Raw genomic sequence first — 23406 nt, 5'->3', positions numbered from 1 at the left:
TGGTGGGGCGCCCGGCCGAGGCCGGACCGAGGACAGCTCAGGAACGCCGGGTCGGCCGCCTGGCCAGCAACGCCCGGCCGAGACGCGACAGCAGACCCTGCACACCGCCGGGGGCGGCGATCATGACGACGATCAGGGTGAGTCCGAAGATCGCCAAGGGGAGGTTGCCCTCCAGCCGCTGCGCCACAGCGGGCGAGAGCGTGAGCATCTCGGTCACCGAGTGGGTCAGATCGGGCAGGGCGACCAGCAGGACGGCCCCCCACAACGCGCCGGTCAGTCGACCCAGGCCACCGATCACCACGGCCATCAGCAGGAACAGCGACAGGGTCAGCGAGAACGCCCCGGGTGAGACGCTCTGCGCGAGCACCGCCAGCAGCGCGCCGCCGAGCCCGGCGGTGGCCGCGCTGACCACGAACGCGAGGACCTGGGTGCGGGCCACGTGGATGCCGGCGAGGCGGGCCGCCACCTCGTCGTCGCGGACCGCCCGGAAGGTACGCCCGTACCGGCTGCGGATCAGGTTCGCCAACAGCAGCAACGCGAGCAGGGTGGCAGCGCCGGTGACCCAGAGCTGCCAACGCTCGTACGGGAAGTACGGGCCGAGCGACAACGGTGGCGGCTCCACCGGCACCGACAGCCCCTGCTCGCCGTTGAACACACCGTCGAAGGTGACCGCCAGCGCCGGCACCACCACTGCCACCGCGAGGGTGACCCCGGCCAGATAGGGGCCGCGCAGCCGGGCCGCGGCCACACCGACCACAGCGCCCACCGCGACAGTGCTGACGATCGCCGCGCCCAGCGACAGCGGCAACAGCCAGCCGCCGGTCATCCCCCGGTCGGCGAACGCGGTCTGGCACAGCGCCGCGGTGTACGCCCCGGTGGCCATCAGCGCGCCGTGACCGAGCGACAGTTGACCGTTGAGCCCGGTGAGGACGGTCAGCCCGGCGGTCGCGCAGAGGTAGGCGGCCACTGTGGCGAGCTGGAAGTTGCGGAACGGCTCGACGGAGTAGCTGACCGCCACCAGCAGCAACCCGGCGGCCAGCACCACGGCGAGGTGGCGCAGCAGGGTGGAGCCGCGTCGCCGGTCGACAGGTCGGCTGCCCGGGTGGTCGAGCTGCTGTTTCGGCGGCACTGCCGCCCTCGTGGCGCTCACACCCGCCTCGCCGCGACCGGGGCGAACAGCCCACCGGGCCGGACCAGCAGCACCGCCAGCAGCAGGACCAGCACCGCGAGCGGGGTGAGGTCACTGCCGGCGTAGCCGCTCACGTAGGAGAGCAGCAGCCCCACCACCAGACCACCGACCACAGCCCCCGGTGGACTGTCCAACCCGCCGACCACCGCCGCGGTGAACGCCGAGACGAACACCAGGTCCATCGCGTGCGGGTGCAGGCCCAGCTCGGTCGGCAGGACCAGCATGGCGGCCAGCGCGCCCACCCCGGAGGCGAGCGCCCAGCCGAGGGTCAGCATTCCACCGACGTTGACCCCGAGCAGCCGGGAGACCTCCGGAGCGAAGGCCGCCGCGCGCATCCGCAACCCCACCGGGGTACGGGCGAACATCCAGGCCAGGCCGCTGACCACCACGCCGATCGTGGCGAAGACGAACAGGTCGTACGGGGACAGCACGGCGACCCCGCCCACTGTGAGGGCGGACCGGCTGAACGGCGCCTCGGCGGGGCGGAACTCACTGCCGTACACCATGCCGAGCACGGCCTGGATCAGCAGCACCAGCCCGAGCGCGACGATCACCGGGTTGAGCGGTGAGGCGTGATCGACGTGCCGCATCACCACCCGGTCGACCAGCGCACCGAGCAGCAGGCCGGCGACGATCGCGACAACGAAACCCAGCCAGTAGGAACCGGTCGCGGTGCTGACGGTGTAGGCGACGTACGCGGCGGCGACGGCCATCGCCCCCTGGGCGAAGTTGACGACCCGCGCCGCCCGCCAGATGAGCACCAGGGCCAGCGCGAACGCGGCGTACACAGCGCCCCGGGACAGGCCGTCGACGGTGAGGAAGACGAAGCGGTCCAACAGTCCTCCCTCCGGGGGACGAGGTGGTGGTGGTCAGAAACCGAGGTACGCGTGGCGCAGGTCGACGTCGTCGCGTAGCTGCACCGCCGGGGCGGCGATCACCACCCGACCGAGGGACATCACGACGCCCTGGTCGGCGACGGCGAGCGCGCTACGCACGTTCTGCTCGACCAGCAGGACGGTCAGGCCGGTGCGGTCACGCAGTTGGCGGAGCAGGGCCATGGTCCGGGCGACCACCCGTGGCGCCAGGCCGAGCGACGGCTCGTCCAGCAGCAGCAAACGGGGTCGGCCGACCAGGGCCCGACCGAGCGCGAGCATCTGCCGCTCACCGCCGGAGAGCTGGTGACCGAGGTGCCGGCGCCGTCGGGCCAGCGGCTCGAAGAGCTCGTAGACCTCGTCGAGGGCCCGCCCCGCGTCGGCCCGGTCGCGCCGCCACAACCCGCCCAGCCGCAGGTTCTCGTCGACGGTCAGCTCGCTGATCACGCCCCGGCCCTCCGGGACGTGCGCCATGCCGCGTCGGACGAGTTGCTCCACCGGCGTACCGCGAAGGTCCTCCCCGGCCAGCAGGACCTGGCCGGAGGCCGGGCGGATCATGCCGGAGAGCGCGCGCAGGAGAGTGGTCTTGCCGGCGCCGTTGGCGCCGACGACGGCGGCGATGGTGCCGGCCGGGACGGTGAGGTCGATCGCCCGCAACACGGGCGCGGCGCCGTAACCGGCGACCAGCCCCCGCACGACGAGCAGGTCGGTGCCGCTCATGAGGACACCTCTTCCTCGACGGTGGCACCGAGGTACGCGTCGGTGACAGCGGGGTCGTCGCGGATCTCGTCCGGGGTGCCGGCGGCGATGACCCGGCCGAAGTCAAGCACCACGAGTTCGTCGCAGACGGCCATCACCAGGTCCATGTGGTGCTCGACCAGGAGCACGGCGCAGGGGTCGGTGTCCCGCCGGGGCAGTTGCCGGACCAGCTCCGCCAGCTCGGCGATGTCGTCCGCGCCGAGGCCACCGGCCGGCTCGTCGAGCAGGAGCAGCCGGGGCCGGGCGGCGAGCGCGCGGGCCAGGGCGACCCGCTGACGTACGGCGAAGGGCAGGGTGGTCGGTGCGGCCTCGGCGTGCTCGGCGATGCCCAGCTCGTCGAGGATGGCCAGGGCGTCCGCCCGGAGCCGGCGCTCGTCGCGGTCGCTGGCCGGCAGGCCGAGCAGCGCCGGGACGAAGCCGGCACGGGCGGTGTGCGAAGCGCCGGTCATCACGTTTTCCAGCACGCTCAGCCCGGCGAAGAGCCCCGTGCCCTGCAAGGTCCGGGCGATGCCGAGCCGGGTCAGCCGGTGCGGCCGTGGCCGCAGCGGCCGGCCGTCGAGAGTGAGTGAACCCGTCTCCGGTGCGACGAAGCCGCAGATCACGTTGAACAGCGTGGTCTTGCCGGCGCCGTTGGGCCCGATGACGCCCACCACCCGGTTGGGTGGCACCCGCAGGGACACGTCGTCGAGGGCCGTGAGGCCGCCGAAACGGACGCCGATGTGGTGCAGTTCAAGGCCGCGCTCCATCACCCATCCCTCTGTCGTGGCGGGTGTTTATTTACACTCGCAGTGTACGTTTCTCGGGTTTGGCGTCAAGACCTTCAATCCCCCTGCACACACGGGGACGGGGCGGCCGCCAGCGGCGACCGCCCCGTGACCGCCGTCAGGCGCTGGGACAGGTGTTGCGGTACTCCTCGATCTGCGAGCCGCTCGGGCCGGGGCAGAGGAACTGCTCGTAGCGGGTGTCGTCGTCGACGAACCGCTTCAACCAGGCCACCATCTGCCGCGCGGTCGGCGTGTTGGTGGTCTGCGGGAAGAAGTGGCTCGCCCCGTTCAGCTCCAGGTACGCCTTCTCGGCGGAGGCCGGGATGCTGTTGTAGAACGGCACCGAGTGCGACGAGACCGGCGCGACGGTGTCGCTCTCCCCGCCGATGATCAGCGTGGGCACCCGCAGCTCGGACCAACTCTTGTCCGAGTTCCAGGGTGCGAGTGGCACGGCGGCCTGCAACGACGGCCGCGACGAGGCCGCCTCCAGGCTGCCCCCGCCACCCATGGAGTGCCCGGCCACCGCGAGTCGACTGCTGTCGATCCGGGTACGCACCGAGCTGCGCTCGGTGAGGTAGTCCAGCGCGGCGAGCAGCTGCCGGCCCCGGCTGTCCGGCTGGTCCAGCCGACTGTTGGTCTCGATGCCGATCACCACGAAGCCGTGCGAGGCGATGCGTGGTCCGAGCCAGCTGATGCTGGACCAGGCGGCGGTGAAGCCCGGCGAGATGGCGATGGCGCCGAAGGTGCCCTCGCTGGTGCTGGTCGGGTAGTAGATGACGCCGCCGCCGAAACCGGTGACGCTCAGCGAGGACACGCTCTGCGAGGACGTCGCGAACGGGCCGCGGCTGGCCTCCAGGATCGAGGTGGTCGGGGCGGGGCCCCGCTCGTACGGGCCGGCGGCCTGGGCGGCACCGGACGATCCGGTCAGGACGCCACCGGCGGCCAGGACGGCGGCCAGCGCGAGGCGGGTGGCACGGGCTGCGACGGAACGGGGACGGGTGGTGGTGGGTGAGGACACGTCGGGCACTCCCTAAAGTCGAGGGATATCGACGTGTGTCAGTTTTGGCCGCTCCGCCGATCCCGGCATCGGCGAAATCACCAGTCCCGCCGCAAGATGCCGAGATGAGTCGTGTTTCGACCCTCTGACCTGGGGTAGCAGGGCAGGCGCCGGCACGCACACGCGCCATGGAGAGGTTCATTCAGTGGATTCCAGCAAGCCCGCCGAGGCGGTCAAGAACGCCGTGAAGACCGCTTCAGGAAAGATCGCCGACGCCCTCACCCCGGATGTCCCCGGTGCGCCGGGGAGCGCGCCACCGCCCCTCGAGGAGCCGACGACGCCGCACGACCCGCTGCCGCCGAAGCCGGAACAGGGTGCGCCGCAGACGCGCACGCCGACCGGCGCGGAGACCGGCGCGCCGACGATCGCGAACGGTCAGCAGGGGGCCTACCTGACGACCGCTAACGGGGCACGGCTGCGCGACACCGACCACTCGCTCAAGGCCGGCCCGCGCGGCCCGGTCCTCCTGCAGGACCACCACCTACGCGAGAAGATCATGCACTTCGACCACGAGCGCATTCCGGAGCGCGTGGTGCACGCCCGGGGCGCCGGCGCGCACGGTGTGTTCACCGCGTACGGCACCGCGGAGGCGGTCACCAGGGCCGGCTTCCTCAAGAAGGGGCGCGAGACCGACGTCTTCGTCAGGTTCTCCACGGTGCTCGGTTCGCGGGGTTCGGCCGACACGGTCCGCGACACCCGTGGCTTCGCCACGAAGTTCTACACCGATGAGGGCACCTTCGACCTGGTCGGCAACAACATGCCGGTCTTCTTCATCCAGGACGCGATCAAGTTCCCGGACATCATCCACGCCGGCAAGCCGCACCCCGACCGGGAGATCCCGCAGGCGCAGAGCGCCCACGACACCTTCTGGGACTTCGTGTCGCTGCACACCGAGGCGCAGCACCACACCATCTGGAACATGTCCGACCGGGGCATCCCGCGTTCCTACCGGACGATGGAGGGCTTCGGCGTGCACACCTTCCGCCTCGTCAACGAGGCCGGGGAGACGGTGCTGGCCAAGTTCCACTGGAAGCCGAAGCTGGGCGTGCACTCGCTGACCTGGGAGGAGGCGCAGTTGCTCGGCGGCATGGACCCGGACTTCCACCGCCGCGACCTCTACGACGCCATCGAGGCCGGCGCGTACCCCGAGTGGGAGCTGGGCATCCAGGTCTTTCCGGACACTCCGGAGGAGACCTTCGACGGGATCGACCTGCTCGACCCGACGAAGATCGTGCCGGAGGAGCTGGCCGAGGTGCAGCCGATCGGGAAGCTGGTGCTCAACCGGACGCCCACGAACTTCTTCGCCGAGACCGAACAGGTCGCCTTCCACCTCGGTCACCTGCCCCCGGGCATCGACGTCACGAATGACCCTCTGTTGCAGGGCCGGCTCTTCTCGTACCTCGACACGCAGCTCACCCGGCTGGGCGGGCCGAACTTCACGCAGATCCCGATCAACCGCCCGCACGCGGCCGTGAACGACATGCTGCGCGACGGCTTCCACCAGCACGCCGTGCACGCGGGCGTCGCGCCGTACCGACCGAACTCGCTCGACGGCGGCAACCCGTTCCCCGCAGGCGACGCCGAGCACGCCTTCGTCGACGTGCCGGTCACCGTCGCGCAGGCACCGAAGGTTCGCGCGAACCCGGCCTCGTTCGACGACCACTACAGCCAGGTCCGCCTGTTCTGGCTGAGCATGTCGCCGGTCGAGAAGGAGCACATCATCCGGGCGTACACCTTCGAGCTGGGCAAGTGCTACCACCAGGCGATCAAGGAGCGTCAGCTGCAGAGCCTCGCCAACATCGACCCGGTGCTGTGTGAGCAGGTCGCCACCGGCCTGGGCCTGCCCGCGCCGCAGCCGACAGTGCCGCTCCCCGACGTCACGCCCAGCCCGGCGCTGTCGCAGGTCGGTCGGGAGTGGCCGAGTGACGGCCGCATCGTCGGGATCGTCGTCGACCCCGACGGCGACCTGGACGGCGTCGACGAGGTCCGCGGGGCCGTGTTCGACGCCGGCATGGTGCCGCTGCTGATCGCCCCGCACGGCGGCATGGTGGGCGACCTGCCGGTGCAGCGCACCTTCGCCACCGGCCGGTCGGTCGAGTTCGACGCGGTCCTGCTGGCGGGAGCGCCGGCACCCGCACCGGATGCCCTGCCCGCCCGCGACGAGAAGGCGGGCCGGCCGGGCCCGGCACCCGTGGACCCCCGCGTGCTGCTGCTCGTCGAGGAGTCCTGGCGGCACGCCAAGGCGATCGGCGCCTGGGGCGCCGGCGTCACAGTGCTGGAGCAGGCCGGCGTCGCCGGCACCCCGGGCGTCGTGGCGGCGGGCTCGGGCGCCGAGGCGCTGACGGCGGTGCAGCAGTTGATGGCCGCGCACCGGGTGTGGGAACGGTTCCCCGCCGCGGTCGCCTGACCCAACCATTGACGAGGGCCGTCCTCCGCACCACGGGAGGGCGGCCCTCGTCGGTGTCCTGGCGCTATCGCCGGGTCCACTGGAGATGGCTCGTGCCGGCGCTACAGCTGCGCTGCTCGATCACCGCGCCGTTCGCGGTGCTCTGGCCGACAGTGCCCAGACACAGTCCGCTGTGGGCGTTGACGAGCTGCCGGGCCTCGTTCAGGGTGAACTGTTGCGCCGGGGTCGTGTTGCAGGTGGTGAGCTGGATCGCCGCCCCGGCGTCGCTGGACGCGCCGAGCACGTCCAGGCAACGCCCACCCAACTGCACGCTCCCGTCCGATCGCATCGCCCAGAGCTGGTGGGAGGCGCGGTCGTTCCGGCAGTCCCAGATTCCGAGCCGGACCGGGTCGGGCGAGTTCGGCGCGTTGACGTCCAGGCACCGGTTGCTCGCCACCCCGACGAGCCGGCTGCCCGAGCGCGCCGGGGGCACGCTCGGCGTCGGCGAGACTCGACGGTCCGGCGTGGTGGACGGGGTGACCCCGCCCGCCGTCGACGCCGGCCGAAAGCCCGTGGTGATCTCCCGGAACGCGTCCGCCCCGGCCACCGCCCAGGCGGACTCGGGTGTCAACCAGGCGATGCGGTAACCCTGACGCTTACCCGTCGTGAAGGCGCGCTGGCGCCCGTGCATCGCGGTACCCGCCTCGCTGGTGTAGACCCACTCCAGGTCGGCCGCCTTGAGCTGGTAGTTGACGGCGAGCAGCTCGACCCGGCGGTAGTCGCGGTACTGCTCGCTCACGGTCGGGCCGCCCAGTTCGGCCAACGGGTCGCTGCGCGGCGAGTCGGTCTGGCTGACGACCAGCATCCGTTCGCCGCCCGGCTCGTGGAGTTCGACCTGCTGGCCGCGCCGGACGATCTGCCAGTCGCGCGGCGCCGGCACGGAGAAGCCGCTGCTGTCCCGGTAGACCGACCACGAGATCGGCCGGAGCGCAGCGGTCGTCGGTGCGGCATCGGGCGTCGACGGCGCGCCCGGCACGGCGGCGTCCACCAGCTCGGCTCCTCCCCCGGCCGGCCGCGACGCACGGCGCGTGGCCAGCGGAACCCCGACCGCCAGGCCGAGCGCGACCAGAGCCGCGAGGCCACCGAGAAGCCAGGTCCGCCGTCGGCGTGCCGATCCCGGACGGTCGCCGTCCGCCGTCGCCGCGGCCGACGACAGGGGTACGTCGGATGCGCCGACCGGATGGGACGTGATCGCCGCTGGTGCGGGCGCTGCAGGCGCCGTACGCCACGTCACCGCAATGGGCGGCCGCGGTGCGCCGTCCAGCACCGCCCGGAGCAACTGCTCGGCCGCGTCGGCGTCCATTCGCTCGGCCGGGTCCTTGAGCAGCAGACCGGCCAGCATCGCCGCGAGCGGTCCCGCCCGCCGCGCCGCGGGCGGTGGCTCGGTGACCAGCGCAGTGAGACTCATCAGACTCGACGGCCGGGCGTACGGCGACTGGCCCTCGACGGCGGCGTACAGGGTCGCGCCGAGAGACCAGAAATCCCCCTCCGGACCCACAATGCCCCGCATGGCCCGCTCGGGAGAGACGTACGCGGGCGAGCCGAGCACCACACCGCTGAGGGTCAGGTTCACGTCCTCGACGGCGGTGGCCAGGCCGAAGTCGGTGAGCACGATCCGGCCGTCCGCGCCGACGAGGATGTTGGCCGGCTTGACGTCGCGGTGCATGATCCCGGCGCGGTGGGCGGCGCGCAGCGCGCCGAGCACGGCCAGCCCGATCTCGGCCGCCCGCACCGGCGGAACGGGGCCGTCGGTGGTGATGGTGTCGTGCAGCGAACGGGACGGTACGTACTCCATCACGATCTGTGGGTCGCCGTCCGCGCTCAACAGCACATCGAAGACACGAACGACGTTGACGTGGTCGAGTTGCGCGATTGCCCGGGCCTCTCGAAGCGACCGGACCCGCAATTCCTGTCGCGCCTCAATGGTCAGGCCGGGGGGCGGAACGATTTCCTTGATGGCGACGTCCCGTTGCAGCATTCGGTCGCGGGCTTTCCACACTCGACCCATTCCGCCCTGGCCGATGAGCTCGACGACGTCATACCGATCGGTAACAAGAAGCGGTAACATCTGCGACACCCGGAGAGGCTACCTGGCACGTCGCCGAACAATTTCCGGCAGTCGAAGTGCACCACAGTATGTGATCCGGATCATCCCCGCCGAGAACGTCGTTTGTGGAGCCGAGGACGGTGCTGGCGCACCGTTGAGCCACCAGGAATTGGCTTTTTGTTCACAATGGCGCCCGCACCAGTCGCGGCGGAATCAGCCAACGTCTGCCAACCGGGGCAGCACCTCGTCACCGAGCCGCTGGGCGAACTCGACCGGGTGTCGATCCGGCGTCACCTGCACCTCGCCTACCCCGAGCGCGGCGTACTCGGACACCTCGGCGAGGAACGCGTCGGTGTCGTCCAGCGGCGCCTGGGAGGCGACCACCGTCTTCTCGATGGTGTCGTAGTCGCGGCCCTCGGCGGCGCAGTGCCCGCGCAGCACATCCAGCTTGCGCGCGATGTCGTCGATGCCGCCGCGGCCGAAGAGGTTGCAGGCGTCCGCGTACCGGGCCACCAGCAGCAGTGTCTTCTTCTCACCGCCACCACCGATCATGATGGGCGGGTGCGGCCGGCTCAACGGCTGCGGCGAGTTGATGGTCTCGGCGAGCTGGTAGTGCTTGCCGTTGAACGGGCCGTCGTCGGCACTCCACATCTGCCGGCAGATGCGCAGCGTCTCCTCCAACCGCTCGAACCGCTCGGCCACCGGGACGACCGGAACACCCAGCCCGAGCTGCTCCCGCTCGTACCAGGAGGCGCCAATGCCGAGGCGGGCCCGGCCGCCGGAGAGCACGTCGAGGGTCGTCACGGTCTTGGCGAGCAGACCCGGATACCTGTACATCACGCCGGTGACCAGCACGCCCAGCGTCATCCGCTGAGTCGTCGCCGCGACGTAGCCCAGCGTGGTGTACGCCTCCAGCATCGGCTCCTCGGCCGCGAACACCGCGTCCATCTGGAAGAAGTGGTCCATCACAGTGAACGACGCGACGCCGGCCTGCTCGGCGATGGTCGCCGTCTGCGCCAGGGTCGGTGCGATGGCGGCCGGGTCGGCCGGGGTCGAGTAGTTCCAGTAGTGCAGCCCGAGCTTCATGTTCGGCACCTCCGCAACGAGCCTAGTGCCGTCCGGCGTCCGCCGGGGGCGGCTCGGAACTGCCTACGAATCGGGTCCGGCGGCGACCATTACCGGTTCATGACAATTCGTGGATCACGTGCGGATATCCGGCTGGCAGCTTTCGGTGAGTGATCCAACAGCCCACCGAATCCCGGTCCGCCGAGCTGGAGCCCGGCGCGACGCGCGTCAGGTTCCGTCACCGACCCAGGGCCACCCCCGCTGTGGGACGCCCTCAGCGGGCCGAGTGGGCCGACGCCGCGAAGGGCTGCTGCATCATCCTCGTCGTCCTGTGGCACGTCGTCGTAAAGGACTACCTCCAGATCGACTGGCACGTCGGCGTACCGGTGCCGGGCTTCTGGGGAACGCTGGGTGAGCAGTTCCTTCCGCTGCGGATGCCGCTGTTCTTCACCATCTCGGGCGTCTTCGCGGCGAACGCCGCCCAGCGGCCGTGGCGGGTCGTCGCCCGCAGCCGGATCGCCGGGTTCCTCTACCTGTACGCCGTCTGGCTGCTGATCCACACGGTGGTCCTCGCCGCCGCGCCGGAACTGCCGACCGACCGCGCCACCTCGGCGCTCGGCCTGCTGGAGCAGCTCACCATCACACCGTCCAACCTCTGGTACCTGTACGCCCTGGCGGTGTACTTCACCATCGCCAAGGCGACCCGTCGGGCGCCCCGGACGCTGGTCCTGGTCCCCGCCGCCGCGCTGTCCGCCGTCGCCGCCGCCGGCCTGCTCGACACCCCGGGAAACCGCGCCGGCCTCTACCAGAACCTGGTCTTCTTCCTCGCCGGCCTGTACCTGCGGCCGCAGATCCAGCAGTGGGCCGCCACCGCCAGCCGCCACCGGCTGTTGCTCACCTCGGGCGGCTACGCCCTGGCGCTCGCCGCGATGGCGGTGACCGGCGCCCAGCAGTGGTTCGGGGTGTGGCCGGCGGTCTCCGCGGTGGCAGTGATCTTCGGCATAACCGCAGCTGCCCGGCTGTCCCGTTGGTCGGCACTCAGCAAACCGCTGGCTAGGCTCGGCCGCATCACCCTGCCGATCTACGTCATTCACATGCCGGTCCTGGCCCTGCTGCACCGGCTGTTGCTCGTACCGGTCTCCGGGTTGGGTGGGTCCGCTCAGGGCCTGATCGTGCTCGGTTATCCGATTCTGCTGAGCGGGCTGGTGATCGGTCTGAGCCTGGCGATTCACAGTGGGCTGCTGGCGGTTCGCGCGGGCTGGCTGTTCGCGCTGCCCGGCACGCGACGGGTGGAGGCGGCCGGATGAGCGCCCTGGCCGAAGCCCTGGTCGACCTGGACGCGATCGCCGGCAACGTACGGGCGATCGCGTCGGTCACCGGCACCGGACTGATGGCAGTGGTGAAGGCCGACGGGTTCGGCCACGGCGCGGTGCAGGTGGCCCGGGCCGCGCTGCGCGCCGGTGCCGCCTGGCTGGGGGTGACCTCGACGGCCGAGGCGCTGACCCTGCGCGAGGCGGGTGTGACAGCGCCCACGTTGAGCTGGCTGCACGGCGCGGATGACGACTTCGGTATGTTGATCAAGGGTGGTGTCGACGTCGGCGTGTCCACGACGACCCACCTGCACGCCGTCGCCGACGCGGCACGGCTGCTCGGCGTTCCGGCGATGGTGCAGCTCAAGGCGGATACCGGGTTGTCCCGCAACGGGGCCGCCGGGGACGACTGGCCCGAGTTGGTCGGTTGGGCCCGCAAGTACGAACGGGAGGGCGGGATCCGGGTGCGCGGGGTGTGGTCCCACCTCGCCGACGCCGACCTGCCTGGTGCCCCCGCGCTCACCAGTCAGGTGGCGATCTTCGAGGAGGCGCTGCGGACCGCACGGTCGGCCGGCCTGGACCCCGATCTCGTCCACCTGGCCAACTCGGCGGCCGCGCTCTCCGCACCGCGGACCCGTTTCGACCTCTGCCGGATCGGGATCGCCCTCTACGGCGTGGACCCGTTCGGCGTGAGCGGTCCGGGCGAGTTCGGGCTACGCCCCGCGATGACCCTGCGGACGAGCGTGGTCAACGTCAAGCGGGTGCCGGCCGGCACTGGCGTCTCCTACGGGGCCGAGCACGTGACCGGCACACCGACCACGCTGGCGCTGCTGCCGCTCGGTTACGCCGACGGGCTGCCCCGGGCCGCGGGTGGCCGCGCCTCGGTGTGGCTCGCCGGTCGGCGGTGCCCGATCGTCGGGCGCATCGCCATGGACCAGTGCGTGGTCGACGCCGGGGATCTTCCCGTGACGATCGGCGACCCGGTCGTGGTGTTCGGCCCGGCCGAGGGCGACCAGCGCCCTCCGACGGTCGTCGAGTGGGCCCGTTGGGCCGACACCAACCCACACGAGATCTTGACCGGCATCGGGGCCCGGGTGGCCCGCGAGCACCTCCACGGAAGGGCACGGAAATCATGACAACCCGACTGGCAGTGCTGTACGGCGGGCAGAGCGGCGAGCACGACGTGTCCTGCCGCTCGGCGGCGAGCATCCTCGCCCACCTGGACCGTGATTCGTACCAGGTAACCGAGGTGCTCATCGACCGCGACGGCGGGTGGCACGTCGGTGGCCGACCGACGCCCCTGCCTGCGGCGTTGCGCGTCCTGCGTGCCCAGGACGTGGTGTTCCCGGCCCTGCACGGCCCGTACGGCGAGGACGGCACCGTGTCGTCGCTGCTGGAATGGCTCGGCGTGCCGTACGTCGGCAACGGCGTCTTCGCCAGCGCCGCCGGCATGGACAAGGGGGTCACCAAGCGGCTCCTCGCTGCGGAGGGCCTGCGGGTCAGCCCGGGGGTGACCCTGCGTCCCGGTGAGGACCTGTCGCCCGAGGACCGGCGTCGGCTGGAGCTGCCGGTCTTCGTCAAGCCGGCCCGGGCCGGGTCGAGCCTCGGCGTCGTCAGGGTGGACGACTGGCCGGGGGTCCCCGCCGCGCTGGAGCAGGCCCGGCAGGTCGACCCGAAGGTGCTCGTCGAGCAGGGGGCGCGGGGACGCGAGATCGACGTGGCCGTCCTCCAACACCCGGACGGCCGGGTGCAGGCCGGCCCGCCGCTGGAGATCCGGGTGACCGGCGCCGGCTTCTTCGACTACGACGCGAAGTACGACGGCGGGGCGATCTTCCAGATTCCCGCCCCGCTCGACGCGGCGACCACCGAGGTGCTCCAGGATCGTGCGATCCGCGCCTTCCAGGCCCTCGACTGCCGTGGGCTGCTGCGGGTCGACTTCTTCCTGCCGACCGAGGGGTCGCCCGAGCCCATCGTGAACGAGGTCAACACGTTCCCCGGCTTCACCGCCGCGTCCCAGTTCCCGCAGATCTGGCAGCAGGCCGGCATCGGGTTCGCCGCCCTGATCGACATCCTGATCGCCGGCGCGCTGGCCGACCAGGACCACGGCCACCACAGCGGGTTGCCCCGGCAGGCCCGAGCGGTCGACCTGGTCTGAGGCGGTGGGCGGTGCCCAGTCAGCTGATCGGGCACCGCTGTGGAGGCCGGGCGCCGTCCGGCCCGACGATGGTGACCGGGGCGGAGCTGTTGGCGAATCCGGTCTGCGCCGCGGCGTCGGCGACCGTGCAGACGATCTGGTCGACCGCGTGGCCCGACAACGTCCGCGCCGCGGTCTCCGTCCGCACTGTGAGGCCACCGGACTGATCGGCCGCGGACGTCACAGTGACCGGGTCGAGCCCGGCCGGCACCTCACTGGTGAGGCCCTGTCGGCGTTCGTTCACCTCCGGACCGGCCGCGAGCAGGGCGAGGTTGTTGGCGGGTGCGGAGTCCCCCGTCGCCGGACGGAGGACCAGCACGAGTTCGCCCTGCGCGAGCAGGTAGAGCCCGACGCCCTGCGCCGGGCCGCTGACCGCGGGGCGACCAGTGATGACGGCGCTGGGCCGTACCCCGCAACCCGCTGCCAGCAGCGTGCCGAGCAGCAGTCCGCCGGCGAGCAGCGCGCGGCCGGTCCGCCGGCCGGTCACCGGGCACCTCCGGGGTCCGTCGTCTCCCTGGGCAGCCGAAGTGTGAAGACCGCGCCGCCCCCGGGGCCGTTGCCGGCGACGAGGGCGCCGCGTCGCTCGCCGTGGCGGTGCAACCGCGCGTTCTCCCAGGAGATGGCGAGGCCGAGGCCGCTGCCCTCGGAGCGGGTACGCGCGGTGTCGGCCTTGTAGAGGCGGTCGAAGACGTGTGGCAACACCTCCGGGTCCAGCCCTGGCCCCTGGTCGGCCACCTCGATGGTGACCCAGTCCGGGTCGGCGCTCAGGCGCACCGACACCGGCTCGGCACCGTGCCGGAAGGCGTTGGCGACCAGGTTGGCGACGATGACATCCAGCCGGCGGGGATCGAGCCGGGCCACCACCCCGGACGGCAGATCGGCGCGTACCCGGTCGGCCCAGCCGCGGATCCGCAGGGTCGCGGTCACCGCCGCGGCCACGTCCACGTCGTCGAGGGCGAGCCGTGCCGTGCCGGAGTCGAACCTGCTGACCTCGATGAGGTCGTTGACCAGTTGAGTGAGGTTCTGAGTCTCCTGGCTGACCAGCCGCGCGGCCCGGCCGGCGTCCCCGGGCAGGTGCTCGGCCTCCTCGTCGAGCACGTCGGTGACGGCCGTCATCGCGGCCAGCGGCGTACGGAGTTCGTGCGAGACGTCGGCCACGAAGCGGCGGGCGTCGGATTCCATCCGCCGCAGCTCACCGACCTGCCGCTCCAGCGTGCCCGCGGTGTCGTTGAAGGTCCGTGCCACGTCGGCCAGCTCATCGACGCCCCGGACCGTCAGCCGGGTGGACAGGTCGCCCTCACCGAGGCGGCGCGCCGCCCGGCCCAGGTCGCGGACCGGTCGCAGGACTCCGCGGGCGGACAGCAGGGCCAGCAGGACGGCGAGGAGCAGGGACAACCCGCCGGTCAGCCACGCCCTGGTGGCGAGCTGGTCGATGCTTTGCTGCTCGGGCACGAGGTTGCGCACCGAGTAGACCTCCACCCCGGACGGGCGGGACGTGCCGTCCGGGCGGTCAAGCGCCAACTGGGTACCGATGAGCAGCGCGGGCTCTCCGGCGAGTGAGACCCGTTGCCAGGCGATGTCACCGTCACGGACCTTCTGCCGAAGCTCGGGGGTGAGCGGGTCGGCGAGTTCGGGGCCACCCTGTGCCCGCATGTCCCGGTAGACGACCACCGCGAAGCTCTCCCGGTCGCTGAGGCGCTGAGCCAACAGTTCGAGCTCGTCCTGGGTCGGCGGGAGCTGGGCGATCGGATAGACCTTGGTGAGCTGGTCGGTCAGCGACATCACCGCGGCGTCCTGCGCCTGCTGGAGGATGACGGTCCGGGCCTGCACGTAGCTGCCGCTGGCCACGACGGCCGTGGTGGTGATCCCCAGCAGCGCGAACGCCAGCAGCAGCCGGACCCGCAGGCCGGAGACCTGGGCGGCGACCGAGCGCCAGAACGTCACAGCGGGCCGAACCGGTATCCGAAACCACGCACCGTCTGGATGAAGACCGGCGCCGACGAATCGACCTCGATCTTGGCCCGTACCCGCTGGACGCACGCGTCCACGAGTCGCGAGTCGCCGAGATAGCCGTGCTCCCACACGGCCTCCAGCAACTGCTGGCGGCTGAGCACCTGGCCCGGCGTGTGCGAGAGTTCGAGCAGCAGCCGCAGTTCCGTCGGGGCGAGGCTGACCGGCGTCCCGTCCTTGCTGACCACGAGCGCGGCCCGGTCGATGGTCAGGGCGCCGTGCTGCTCCAGGCCTCCCCGGTCGCCACCGCGCCGCGAGTCGCCACCGGTCCGTCGCAGCACCGCGCGGATGCGCGCCTCGAGCACCCGGGCCTGCACGGGCTTGACCACGTAGTCGTCGGCGCCGGCCTCCAGGCCCGCCACCACGTCCATGTCGTCGTTGCGGGCGGTGAGCATGATGATCGGCAGGTCACCGAGCTGCCGGATCCGGCGGCAGACCTCGAACCCGTCCATCCCGGGCAGCATGAGATCGAGGACCACGACATCGGACGGGGTTGTGCGCAGCTGCTCCAACCCCTGCTCGCCGGTGCCCACGGCATGCACTGTGTGGCCCTGTCGGGTGAGCGCCAGCTGGAGTCCGTCGCGCACCGTCTGGTGGTCTTCGATCAACAGGACCTGGGACATGTCGTCAAGTATCCCATCATGAGATCTTTCGGGTTTCGCTCGTCGACGGCGACCGCGCGGGGCTTCGCGGAGAGAGCGACACCGCGAAATCCGTCGACCGCACCAGGAACACCACGGCTCCCACCAGGAACATCGTCGAGGCAGCCGCGGCCACGATGGCGATCAGCAGGCCGCGCTGCACCGATGCGGCCAGGCCGGGCACGACCACCAGCAGCGCCCAGACCAGCACGACCAGCCCGACTGCCGCCTCGGCCAGCCTGCGCCAGAGGCTTCCGCCGTCCGAACCGCCGGCCGTGTCGCGCTCGTCGGGCCGGGCCGCCAACGCGGCCGCGGCCAGGCAGAACACTGTCACCCCCAGCAGTACGCCGCCGAGCACGTCACTGAACCGGTGCCAGCCCGCGATCATCGTGGCGGAGGCGATCACCGAGACACCCGCAGCGCCCGGCGCCGCCAGCCAGCGCCGGGCCCACCCCGGCAGGACCAGCATGAACGCCAGCAGCAGGGCGGTCGCCGCCGCGACATGACCGCTGGGGAAGCTGTTGTGGGTGGTGGAACTCTCGATCTGCAGATCCGGGCGGGGCAGCTCCGATTTCACGGCGCCGGCCAGCAGCACCGCGCTGACGACCACGCCCACACCGACGACCCCCGCCACCAGCCGCCGGCGGAGCACACCCACCAGCAGCACCACACCGAGCAGTGCCGCGATGAGGCTCGGGCTGCCGAAGGTGGCCAGCACGGTCTTGGCCGGGCCCACCAGCACGGTCTGCTGCTCGTACCCTCCGCCCCGCTCGGCGCGCGGCAGGAGCACCCCGTCCAGCCACTGCCCCGGGTACGTCCGCACGAAGACGGCGGCGGTGAGGGCCAGGGCGACCAGACCGCACAACGCCGCCGCGAGCAGTCGAAGCCCCAGCGGCACCGCCGCGCGAGCGTGGGGCAGCGGTCGCGCCGGACCGGGCGTCGACCGCCCGACGGAGTACAACGATCCGATGGACATGGCGACCATGCTCGCCCCGGCAGGTCCGTACCCCGTACTCGAATTGTCTTGGTTCTGTCACAACCACCCCCACCGCTTCCGGAAAAGCGGATCGTCGGCGGTGGGCCGGGTGGACCTGGACGGCGCGGCGGGATTCACATGCTTACATGCAACTATGTTTTACCCAGCCGAGATCAGCCACCACTAGGGTCAGGACGCCGATCGATGTTTCGGTCGGCGGTGCGAAAAATCCATCCGGAGTGAGTTGGGGAACCGGAAGGTGTTGGAAAATGCAGGGAATTCCAGTCGCCAGCCTGGTCATCGGCATCGCATCCTCGCCGGCCGAGCGGCGACATCTGGCCCGGCTGCTCGGCGGCAGTGACGCCTTCCTGATCGTCTCGACCGTCGACCAGGCACGAGAGTTCCTCGGGGTGGTCGAGGCGCCTCCCGTTCCGACTCCCCCGACCAGGGCGGCGCTCGCCGAGGTGGCGCCGAACCCTCAGCCGCCGCCACCGGATCTCACCGTCGACTCCGACCGCCGGGTGCTGCGCTGGCGCGACCAGGAGATCGACCTGACCCGGTTGGAGCACGACGTCCTGCTCTGCCTGGTGCACGCGCCCGGGCAGGTCTGGACCTACGAGCGCCTGCACCTTGAGGTGTGGGGCAACCGGCACCTCGGCCGGGGCTCCGACATGCACTCGGTGGTCCGCCGGGTGCGCGGCAAGCTCGCCAGGCTCAACGCCGCGGCGACGATCCACTCGGTACGCGGCGTCGGCTTCCGGCTCGCCCCCGTCTGATCACCCCGGACGTGGTCCGGCCCGCCTGGTCTGCGACCAGGCGGGCCGGATTTCTTCGGCTAGTGCTCAGGCGTCAGCACTTGATGGGCGCCAACCCGAAGTTCTCCACCGTCGGAGTGGCGGTGTCGATCCTGGTCTGACGGGTCTGCGGCTTCCAGCCGTCCTTGGCCACGATCATCGTGAGCGGGTTGTTGCGGCGGTCCACCCAGTAGGCGTACTTGCCCTCGGCGTCAGTGGCGAAGGTGTACGACGCCGCCCACGAGTCGACCTGCACGACCGCGCCGGTGAGCGGCGAGGTAGCACCCTGGCAGCTGGTGCCGGTGACCGTACCCATGAGCTTGCCCCAGGTCTTCGGGGGGTTCGCGGTCATGGTCACCGCGACCGGCGGCACCGAGTACGGGGTGTTCTCGGAGATCGCGACCGCGCCGGAGTAGGTGCCCGGCTGGTCCACGTTCGCCGTCAGACCGACGGTGACCGTGACCTTCGCACCCGGCGCGAGGGTGACCGCCGACTTGTCGATGGTCATCCAGCTGACGTCGGCAGCCGACTCGGAGCATCCCTCGAAGCCCGGGAGCACCTCGCTCTCCGGAGCCGCGTTGAAGCTGCCGGACGAGCCGCCAATCTTGTAGAAGCCGCACGCCGCGCCGCCGCGGTACCGCGCGGTGTTGGCGTTGGGCAGGTTGGACCACGAACCGGCGGCCGGGTCGAAGGCGAAGCCGGCGTTGCTGATGGCCCCACCCTGCGAACCACCGACGACGAGGAGCTTGCCGCTGGCGACGGCGTACGAGCTGGCCCAGTTGTCGGCCGGCGCGTCGGCGATGGCGGTCCACGTGTTGGCACCCGGGTCGAAGGCGTAGCTGGACTTCTGCGCAGCGGTTCCGTCGTTGCCGCCGGTGCAGTAGAGGACGCCGTCGATCCCGCCGCAGGAGGCGAAGGCCACCGACTTCGGGTAGTTGGTCATCGTCTCCCACGTGTCACCGGTCGGGTCGTACCGGACGACGCTGTTCGACATCGGCAGACAGGCCGCCGTCGTGCAGCCACCGACCGCGTACAGCTTGCCGTCGACGACGGCCTGACCGGCCGCGGCCCGCGGCGCCGGGTTGTCGGCCAGCTCCGTCCAGGTGTTGGCCCCCGGGTCGTACGACCAGGTGGCGGAGTCCGGGCCCGCGTCGCCCCAGCCACCGGTGACGATGATCTTGCCGTTCACCACGCCCGCGGTCACCGCGTTACGCGCGCCGGGGAGGTCGGCGATCGCCGTCCAGGTCTGCGCGGCCGGGTCGTAGGCGTAGTTCTTGGTGGTGGAGGCCTCACCGTTGCCGCCACCGAGCGAATACACCTTGCCGTCCAGGCTCACCACCCGGTTGTCCATGATCGCAGCCGGGTAGTTGGCGATGTCGGTCCACGGCGCCGCCTGCGGGCCGGCCGCCGCGGCAGCCGCCTTGGCCTCCTTGCCGGACGCCTTGGCGGCGAACGACGTCGGTGCGGTGATCCGCTGCTCCGGCGCGCCGCCGGACCCGAGCACCTGCTGCCGGGTGACCTTGGAGCCGTCCGCCCGCAGGAGTTCGAACCCGTTGTCCCGCTCACCGAACTTGACCTCGACCGGCGCGCCGCCGGTGTTGGTCACAGTGAACGACTTGCTGGTCTTGCCGTTGGGCATCTGGAGCGTCGCGCTCAGCTGCGTCGGCGTCACCGCCAGTCGACCGGCCGCGAGCTGGAAGTTCGCGGTGGTCGCCCAGTCGGCTTCGACGTCGACAGGCTTGGTCTGGCTGACGTAGTTGCCGGCGGTCGCCGTGAACGGGTGCTCGCCGGTGAGCGACGAGTAGATCCAGTAGAAGCCGTCGGCCAGCCCCGGGTCGTCCGGGGTCGCCACGGTGACGGCCTTCTCGGCGGGCCGGTCCTTGCTGGTGACTGTCGCGCCGTTGACGTAGCTGTCGTCGTTCTTGTCGCGGACGTTGCCGACGACCAGACCGCCGTCGACAGGCACGCAGGTGACCTGGCTGCCGATCAGGACGTTGTCGACCTCCCACCACCACTCGTACGAGGCGTCGTAGTAGTGGAACCGAACCTGCACCTGCGCCTGGCCGGCCGCCTGCGGGATCGGAATCTCGGTCAGCTTCGGTCCCCGGACGTCGGTCTCCTGCCGGAGCACGTTGGTCCAGGTGGCACCGCCGTCGATGCTCAGGTCCACGTCGGCGGTGTCGTCGTTGAGCTGGTTGAAGTCCTGGTTGAACCGGATGACCGGGGCCGTGACGCTGGTCAGGTTGACCACCGGGCTGACCAGGGAGGTGTCCTGGCTGGTGCCCGCTCCGTAGGCGTCGCTGTCGATCATCGCGAAGTTGCCGGTGCCGCCGGTCAGGTTGCCCCGGTCACCGTCGTCGGTGAACTTCCAGACCTGACCGCTGCCCGCGTTGTCCACGACGGTCCAGCCGGCCGGCGTGGTGGTGGCGTCGAAGGTCTCGTACTCGCCGTCGGAGCCGGTCGTGTATCCGGGCGCGGTGGTGCAGGCGCTGGTGTCCACCGGCACTGCGACGTTGGCGGTGGTGTTGCCCGAGCCGACCACGACCTCCTTGGTGACGGTCTGGTAGCCCGGGTACTGCGGCTCGTACTTCAGGGTGTAGGTCTGCCCGGCCGGCAGCTTGATGCTGTAGCGGCCGTTCGACGGGGTGGTGTAGTCGTAGACGCCGGACACGCCCGTCACTGTCACCTTCGCGTACAACGGCCAGCCGTGGCCGGAGCCGTCGGTGACCGCTCCGGTGACGTTGACGCTCGGCACCGCCGTGAGGGCGACGTTGAGCGTCGTGGTCGCGCCCTTGGCGACCGTTGCCGTCCTGGTGGTGCTGGCGTAGCCGAATGCCGCGACGGCGACCTGGTAGTCGCCGGCGGGGAGCTGGGTGGAGAACGTGCCGTTGGCACCGGTGGTCAGCTCACGCTCGGACGCGCCGGTGAGCGTCAGTGTCGCGCCGGCGATGGGGGCGCCGGAGGTCGCGTCGGTGACAGTGCCGGCCAGCGTGCCGATGTCGCCGGTCGGGGCGGCGTTGAGCAACGCGAGGGCGTCCAGTCGGCCTTCGCCGTAGACGTTGTTGTCGGCGGCGGTGCCGCCGCACTGGTCGTCTGCCTTGTCGATCGCGGCGCCGTTGAGCAGCGCGCGGGTCGCGTTGACGTCACCGACCAGCGACGGCGCCGCCGAGTACAGCAGCGCGATCGCGCCCGCGAGGTGCGGTGCGGCCATCGAGGTGCCGCTGGCACTGCCGTACCCGCTGCCCGGAAGGCTGGACCGGACGTTCACGCCCGGCGCGGAGATGTTGGGCTTGATCTCGCCGTTCTGGCCGGCGCCGCGGGAGGAGAAACCGGCGATGCTGTTGTTGACGTCGTACGCGCCGGTCGAGTAGTTGCTGGCGAGGCTGCCCGGCGAGCCACTGGTCTGGCAGGCCGGCCCGTTGTTGCCGTTGGACCAGGTGCCGAAGATCCCGGATGCGGTCCAGGCGTTCGTCACGTCCTCCATGAACGGCTCGTTGGACGGGTTCTCGGTGCCCCACGAGTTGTTGATGATGTTGGGTCGCTTGCTCGCGTCCGCGTTCTGACCGTTGAGGTCCAGCGGCTCGAGCATCCACTGACCGGATTCGACCAGAGCGGCGTCACTGGGACAGCAACCGTTCGCCGCGATCCACTTGACCCCGGGGGCGACACCGATCTGGTTCGCGCCGTCGGAGCCGGCCATGGTGCCCATCGTGTGCGTACCGTGGCCGTCGCCGTCGCACGGGGCGGTGGCGCAGGCCCCGGTGGCGTTGGCGGCGTTGAACCAGTTGTAGTTGTGGTCGAACGTCCCGTCGCCGTTGTTGCCCCGGTAGGAGTTCACCAGCGCCGGGTGGTTGAACTGCACCCCGGTGTCGATGTTCGCGATGGTGATGCCCTCGCCCTTGACGCCGTACTGGGACCAGACGTCGTCGGCGTTGATGTTGGCGATGCCCCACTCCAGGGCGTTCACGGTCTTCTCGTCGGTGCCCTTGGTCGTCTCCGGCACCTTGTACGCAACAGGCGCGTAGAGGCCCTCGACCTCCGAGTGCCCGGCGAACTTCTGGGCCATCGCCAGCGAACCGCTGTTCACCTTGATGGCGTTGGTGGCCCAGAAGGTCTGGTACTTGGTGCCCGAGCTGTCGAGGTCGGCTCGGATCTTGCCCTGGCTCGCGGCGGCGGTCTTGCGCAGCGCATCCGCCACCGCCGTGCCACGCTTCGACCAGTCCTTGATGGCGCTGGCCTTGCTCAGGTCCGCCCGGTCCTTGAACCGGATCCAGAAGTCCCCTTCACTCTTGGCCTGGAGCTGCTTGGCGAGCTCCGGTCGGATCTTGTCCCCGCTCGGGGCGCCCGCCCCCATCGCACCGCCCGGCGCGGCCTGCGCGCCTGAGCTGATGGTGGCCAAGCATGTCGCGGCGAGGATCGTCGCCGCGCCGGCGCTCACCAGTGATCTGGCCGCGCGCCGCCATTGTGGACGTCTGAACATCGGTGCTGCCTCCCTCAGAACGACCCAGGGGTGTAGTGGGCCATGGTGGACCTCCCCCATGCACCGCGCGGGTCACGCCGGTTGCCCGAGTGGACACTATGATCGAGAAGAACGGACGATCAAGAACTTGCCGTGAGCAACTTGTCGCTAAGAGTTGCCCTGGCTGGCGGCACGCTTGCCAATCATTGTCAGTACCGTGACGAGAGCTGGGCAGGGATGCCCATCGATCCCGGGTGGTGCGGTGGCCGAGGACGAGGCAACGGTGGACAGGGGTGATCCGGCCGACGAGCCGTTCCCACTGCTGATCGCGGTGACCCCGTCGCCGGCCGAGCGCATCCGGCTCGCGGAGCTTCTCGACGGCATCGCACCGCTGCTGCTGGTCGCCGACCTCGACGAACTGCGCCGACTGATCGCCGCTCCGCAGCAGGTGGCCGCCCCGACCGAACCGGCGCCGGCCGCCGCCCTCGTGATCGACTCGGCGCGCTCCAGCGCCCGCTGCGGCGAACGTGAGATCGACCTGACCCGCCTGGAACACGACCTGCTGACCTGCCTGATCACCGAGCCGGCCCGAGTCTGGAGCTACGCCGAGCTGCACCGGTCGGTCTGGGGTGACGAGGGGCGCGAACGCAAGGCGGACGTGCAGTCGCTGGTCAAACGGCTGCGCCGCAAGCTGCACGACCTGGGCACCGGGGCCACCATCGATGTCGTCCGCGGTGTGGGGCTGCGGCTGACCGATCACCAGCAGGCGCGGGTCGAACGGGCCTGACAGCAACGTCGCATGAACTGATCTCGCCCGGGGTAC

At 71.0% G+C, this 23406-nt stretch carries 18 protein-coding genes; 6 read left to right on the top strand and 12 right to left on the bottom strand.

The window, feature by feature from the left end; translation table 11 throughout:
- Positions 1-37 precede the first annotated feature (37 nt).
- The 5 genes from ACLJOK_RS08130 to ACLJOK_RS08110 all read right to left on the bottom strand — a co-directional run bounded on the left by ACLJOK_RS08130 (position 38) and on the right by ACLJOK_RS08110 (position 4602).
- Positions 38-1150 carry a branched-chain amino acid ABC transporter permease gene (locus ACLJOK_RS08130; protein ID WP_410817293.1) on the bottom strand — a complete coding sequence of 371 codons (1113 nt, stop codon included), beginning with the start codon at positions 1148-1150 and terminating at the stop codon, positions 38-40.
- On the bottom strand, positions 1147-2025 hold the full coding sequence (locus tag ACLJOK_RS08125; RefSeq protein ID WP_091399163.1) for a branched-chain amino acid ABC transporter permease: 879 nt from the start codon (positions 2023-2025) through the stop codon (positions 1147-1149). Before ACLJOK_RS08125 ends, ACLJOK_RS08130 begins: the two co-directional genes overlap by 4 nt.
- A gap of 33 nt (positions 2026-2058) precedes the next feature.
- Positions 2059-2781: an ABC transporter ATP-binding protein gene (locus ACLJOK_RS08120; RefSeq protein WP_410817291.1), complete on the bottom strand. Its 723-nt coding sequence runs from the start codon at positions 2779-2781 to the stop codon at positions 2059-2061.
- Positions 2778-3566, bottom strand: coding sequence for an ABC transporter ATP-binding protein (locus ACLJOK_RS08115; RefSeq protein WP_410817289.1), 789 nt, complete (start codon positions 3564-3566; stop codon positions 2778-2780). Before ACLJOK_RS08115 ends, ACLJOK_RS08120 begins: the two co-directional genes overlap by 4 nt.
- A 136-nt stretch (positions 3567-3702) precedes the next feature.
- Positions 3703-4602, bottom strand: coding sequence for an alpha/beta hydrolase family protein (locus tag ACLJOK_RS08110; RefSeq protein WP_410817288.1), 900 nt, complete (start codon positions 4600-4602; stop codon positions 3703-3705).
- A gap of 184 nt (positions 4603-4786) precedes the next feature.
- Between ACLJOK_RS08110 and ACLJOK_RS08105 the strand changes: the two genes are divergently transcribed.
- Positions 4787-7048 carry a catalase gene (locus ACLJOK_RS08105; protein WP_410817287.1) on the top strand — a complete coding sequence of 754 codons (2262 nt, stop codon included), beginning with the start codon at positions 4787-4789 and terminating at the stop codon, positions 7046-7048.
- A 64-nt stretch (positions 7049-7112) separates the two neighbouring features.
- Here the strand turns inward: ACLJOK_RS08105 and ACLJOK_RS08100 are convergent, their stop codons facing one another.
- Both ACLJOK_RS08100 and ACLJOK_RS08095 read right to left on the bottom strand, forming a co-directional pair.
- The gene (locus tag ACLJOK_RS08100; protein ID WP_410817285.1) at positions 7113-9164 is read right to left on the bottom strand and encodes a protein kinase domain-containing protein; all 2052 of its coding nucleotides are present in this window, start codon (positions 9162-9164) and stop codon (positions 7113-7115) included.
- Between the two features lie 183 nt (positions 9165-9347).
- Entirely contained in the window at positions 9348-10220 is an 873-nt protein-coding gene (locus tag ACLJOK_RS08095) for an LLM class F420-dependent oxidoreductase (protein ID WP_410817283.1), read from the bottom strand.
- A 242-nt stretch (positions 10221-10462) separates the two neighbouring features.
- Between ACLJOK_RS08095 and ACLJOK_RS08090 the strand changes: the two genes are divergently transcribed.
- Genes ACLJOK_RS08090 through ACLJOK_RS08080 form a run of 3 tightly spaced genes read left to right on the top strand, consistent with a single transcriptional unit; the run spans position 10463 to position 13664 of the window.
- A complete protein-coding gene (locus tag ACLJOK_RS08090) occupies positions 10463-11506 on the top strand; it encodes an acyltransferase family protein (protein WP_410817282.1) in 1044 nt (347 codons plus the stop codon).
- Positions 11503-12645 (top strand): alanine racemase, encoded by a 1143-nt coding sequence (alr, locus tag ACLJOK_RS08085; protein WP_410817281.1) that lies wholly within the window; start codon positions 11503-11505, stop codon positions 12643-12645. The genes ACLJOK_RS08090 and alr overlap by 4 nt, the downstream gene beginning before the upstream one ends.
- A complete protein-coding gene (locus ACLJOK_RS08080; RefSeq protein ID WP_410817279.1) occupies positions 12642-13664 on the top strand; it encodes a D-alanine--D-alanine ligase family protein in 1023 nt (340 codons plus the stop codon). Before alr ends, ACLJOK_RS08080 begins: the two co-directional genes overlap by 4 nt.
- Positions 13665-13683: 19 nt before the next feature.
- On the opposite strand, the gene ACLJOK_RS08075 is transcribed toward ACLJOK_RS08080, so the two are convergent.
- From ACLJOK_RS08075 to ACLJOK_RS08060, 4 genes are read right to left on the bottom strand one after another with little or no spacing between them, the layout of a single operon-like run.
- Complete coding sequence (locus ACLJOK_RS08075) at positions 13684-14190, bottom strand: hypothetical protein (protein WP_410817278.1); 507 nt, start codon at positions 14188-14190, stop codon at positions 13684-13686.
- On the bottom strand, positions 14187-15647 hold the full coding sequence (locus tag ACLJOK_RS08070) for an ATP-binding protein (protein ID WP_410817276.1): 1461 nt from the start codon (positions 15645-15647) through the stop codon (positions 14187-14189). Before ACLJOK_RS08070 ends, ACLJOK_RS08075 begins: the two co-directional genes overlap by 4 nt.
- Positions 15644-16336 (bottom strand): response regulator, encoded by a 693-nt coding sequence (locus ACLJOK_RS08065; protein ID WP_410817275.1) that lies wholly within the window; start codon positions 16334-16336, stop codon positions 15644-15646. Before ACLJOK_RS08065 ends, ACLJOK_RS08070 begins: the two co-directional genes overlap by 4 nt.
- A 16-nt stretch (positions 16337-16352) precedes the next feature.
- Positions 16353-17330: a phosphatase PAP2 family protein gene (locus ACLJOK_RS08060; protein ID WP_410817273.1), complete on the bottom strand. Its 978-nt coding sequence runs from the start codon at positions 17328-17330 to the stop codon at positions 16353-16355.
- A 269-nt stretch (positions 17331-17599) separates the two neighbouring features.
- On the opposite strand from ACLJOK_RS08060, the gene ACLJOK_RS08055 reads away from it, so the two are divergent.
- Positions 17600-18106, top strand: a complete 507-nt coding sequence (locus tag ACLJOK_RS08055; protein WP_410817271.1) for a winged helix-turn-helix domain-containing protein — start codon at positions 17600-17602, stop codon at positions 18104-18106.
- A 73-nt stretch (positions 18107-18179) separates the two neighbouring features.
- On the opposite strand, the gene ACLJOK_RS08050 is transcribed toward ACLJOK_RS08055, so the two are convergent.
- Positions 18180-22604 (bottom strand): S8 family serine peptidase, encoded by a 4425-nt coding sequence (locus ACLJOK_RS08050; protein ID WP_410817269.1) that lies wholly within the window; start codon positions 22602-22604, stop codon positions 18180-18182.
- A gap of 241 nt (positions 22605-22845) precedes the next feature.
- Here ACLJOK_RS08050 and ACLJOK_RS08045 point away from each other — a divergent pair, with 241 nt between their 5' ends.
- Complete coding sequence (locus tag ACLJOK_RS08045) at positions 22846-23370, top strand: winged helix-turn-helix domain-containing protein (protein WP_410817268.1); 525 nt, start codon at positions 22846-22848, stop codon at positions 23368-23370.
- Positions 23371-23406: the final 36 nt, after the last annotated feature.

The organism is Micromonospora sp. 050-3 (assembly GCF_046549335.1).
GTDB lineage: Bacteria > Actinomycetota > Actinomycetes > Mycobacteriales > Micromonosporaceae > Micromonospora > Micromonospora trifolii.
Note: the sequence above shows the minus strand (reverse complement) of the source record. Positions and strands in the feature narration are given on the sequence as shown.